Annotated in this window: 2 protein-coding genes; both read left to right on the forward strand. The window is 47.3% G+C overall.

Going from position 1 to position 2,943, the window contains the following annotated elements; all coding sequences use genetic code 11:
• The first annotated feature begins 170 nt into the window (after positions 1 to 170).
• Entirely contained in the window at positions 171 to 1,214 is a 1,044-nt protein-coding gene (locus BG32_RS15310; protein WP_121527098.1) for a LacI family DNA-binding transcriptional regulator, read from the forward strand.
• Between the two features lie 188 nt (positions 1,215 to 1,402).
• Positions 1,403 to 2,943 (forward strand): thioredoxin-like domain-containing protein (locus BG32_RS15320; protein WP_259459806.1); only part of this gene is annotated, 1,541 nt, incomplete at its 3' end.

Genomic DNA, 2,943 nt, shown 5'->3' on the forward strand with positions numbered 1-2,943 from the left:
ATGCAGCGTTTCTCTTCGAGTGGGGGAGCGGAGATTGACCTTGCAGCTTTCAATTCGACCTTTGGCATAGTTACTCTTCTGGTTATAATAAGCTTAGTGGCGTTGCCTTTTCTCAAGTCCTTTTCCGGTCAAGGAGGTGAAGTGCTGTAAGAAAGAGCGACAGGGTTACCATAAAACAGGTTGCTGATTACGCCGGCCTCTCGGCCGCAACGGTTTCTCGAGTCCTAAATGGTTCAAGGCCTGTGCAAGAAGACTTGAAGGTAAAAGTTTGGGATGCAGTCAAAAAGCTCAATTACAAACCAAATGTTGGAGCCAGATTCATGAAGGGCCAGACCACTAATGTCATAGGCATGCTAGTTCCAGATGTTTCCCAACCCTTTTTCAGCGCGATGATTGCGGGAGCCATTCTGAAGGCCGGAGAGATCGATCATGTAATAATTATCTCCACTTCCGACGGAAAGAGGGAAGTCGAAAAAGCTGCGATCGACAGTCTCTCTCGAACGGTTGTGGATGGTCTCATCTACTGTCCGGTTTCCACCGGGGATCCTCTTCCGCAAATAGAGAGTTTCAAGGAGCTCCCGATAGTAGTTGTCGGAAGGCGAAACGTCTTCAAGTCTAAGCCTCATGTTTATACTGACAACGTTAAGGGCGGGTATCTTGCGACAAAGTACTTGCTCAGACTGGGAAGGAAGAGGGTTGGCTTCCTCGCCGGCTTCTGGTCCAGCCCATGTACCATAGACACGATTGGTGAAGTGGCTTCGAGCGAGGATGCCGGCAAATACACGACGCTCGATAGGTACACGGGGTACAGAAGGGCTCTCGAAGAGGAAAAAATAGAGTACGACCCGTCGCTCATTGTCATATGTGGATACGATTACGAGGCCGGTTACAGCGGAGCGAGAGAGCTTCTTGAGAGAATGGTTGAAGTAGACTCGGTGATCGCGGCTAACGATCTTGTCGCGGCAGGCGTCATAGGTTTCTTAACTGATCAGGGAATCAACGTCCCTGATGAGGTATCTGTGGTGGGTTATGACAACAACCTCATCGCTCCGATAACGATTCCCACGCTAACATCCGTCGATCAGGATCCCAGAACCCTCGGGTCGGAATCGGTGGTTGCTCTATCAAAGATACTGTCTGGAAAGGAAGTCCCCGATACGATTATCGATGTCAAGCTTACGATAAGGAACTCCACAAGCGTAATGCATAAGTGAAGTGCTCCAATTGAAGGTTTTCAAGGGCCTAACATCGCTGCTTTTTTATGCTCATTGTCTCCTTCGACCGCCTTGATTCTCCTTCCTGAAGGAGCCTGATCATTTGGAATTCATCTGCAAGACTATCTGTAAGAAGGCGCTGTTGAGAAGGGCTCTTTGGCTGACTCTGTGCAAGCAAATAGAATGTTTTGAAAGCTTCTTTAATAACAGAGGCGATCCTTTCCATTGGAACGGAAGAGCATGATCCATTATCCTTCTTCTATAGTCAAAGCTCGAAAGAGGTGATCGATTTGTATGGAAGAGCGATAGAATTTCCGGAGTCTTGCAAGTGGATAAATGTCGAGAGACCTCTGACCCTTGCTGATCTGAAGGGTTATGTGGTTCTGCTCGATTTCTGGACATACTGCTGTATAAACTGTATTCATGTTATTCCGGACCTCAAATGGCTCGAAAAGAAGTATGAGGATAACCCCTTCGTAGTAATTGGCGTCCATTCGGCGAAATTCGAAAACGAGCATGATGAGCGTAACATAAGAGCGGCAGTCCATCGATATGAGATCCAACATCCGGTGGTAATCGATAATGATTACTTCCTCTGGGAAAGATATGTGATCCGTGCGTGGCCCTCATATGTTCTTATTGGGCCTGATGGAAAGATACTGTCTAAGACATCGGGAGAGGGAAAGCGAGAATACCTTTCACGTGAAATCTCAAAGGCTCTCGAAGAAGGAAAGAGGAAGGGAGTTCTTAGCCAGAAGAGAATCCCGGTTAAGCTAGAGCTTTCCAAGAGTGAATCCAATCTCTCTTTCCCCGGGAAGATTGCCTTTGGCGACGGAGAGAATCTATTCATAAGCGATACGAATAACAATCGGATACTCTTAACGGAGCTTTCTACTCCTTTTGTGGCGAAGGCAATCGATCAGATCGGGAGCGGTCAAAGTGGCTTAGAGGACGGGTCTTTCGAAAATGCGCGCCTCAACAAACCTCAAGGAATAGTCTACTCTAATGGCAGACTATACGTTGCCGACACCGAGAACCACGTATTACGTATCGCAGATATGAACCAAAGGTATCTCAGTACACTGTCCGGCGACGGATTTCAGGACTACGATTGGAACTACAATGGAGACGCTTCGAAAGCAAGACTTAACTCGCCCTGGGATCTCCAAACTGATGGCAGATTCTTGTACATTGCAATGGCCGGAATGCACCAAATATGGAGATTGGATCTTGAAAACAACACTATAAGTGCATTTGCGGGAAGCGGAATAGAGAACGTCGAAGACGGACGGCTGAAAGACGCTAATTTTGCGCAGCCCAGCGGTTTGTTTCTCGATAGAAACAGCTTATATGTGGCCGACTCTGAAGTCTCTGGAATCAGATTTATAGATCTGGAAGCCGGGACGGTACAAACAGTTGCCGGAAGTGGTCTATTCTCCTTCGGTTATGTGGACGGGATTCTCAAGAGGTCTTTGTTCCAGCATCCTATTGGAATTCACGGTGAAGGCAGATTTCTCTACGTAGCCGACACTTACAATCACGCAATAAGGAAGATCGATCTCGGAATCAGGCGCGTCGAGACGGTAATAAAGAACCTAAGGGAGGGTACATGTACTCTGGACGGCGATAAATGTTCAAACCTCGGCCTGTTCGAACCCAATGACGTCAAGTTTCACAAAGGATTACTGTACATAGCCGATACCAATAACCACTTGATAAGAGTCTTCGA

Origin of the sequence: Mesotoga sp. HF07.pep.5.2.highcov (assembly GCF_003666285.1) — a bacterium.
GTDB lineage: Bacteria > Thermotogota > Thermotogae > Petrotogales > Kosmotogaceae > Mesotoga > Mesotoga prima.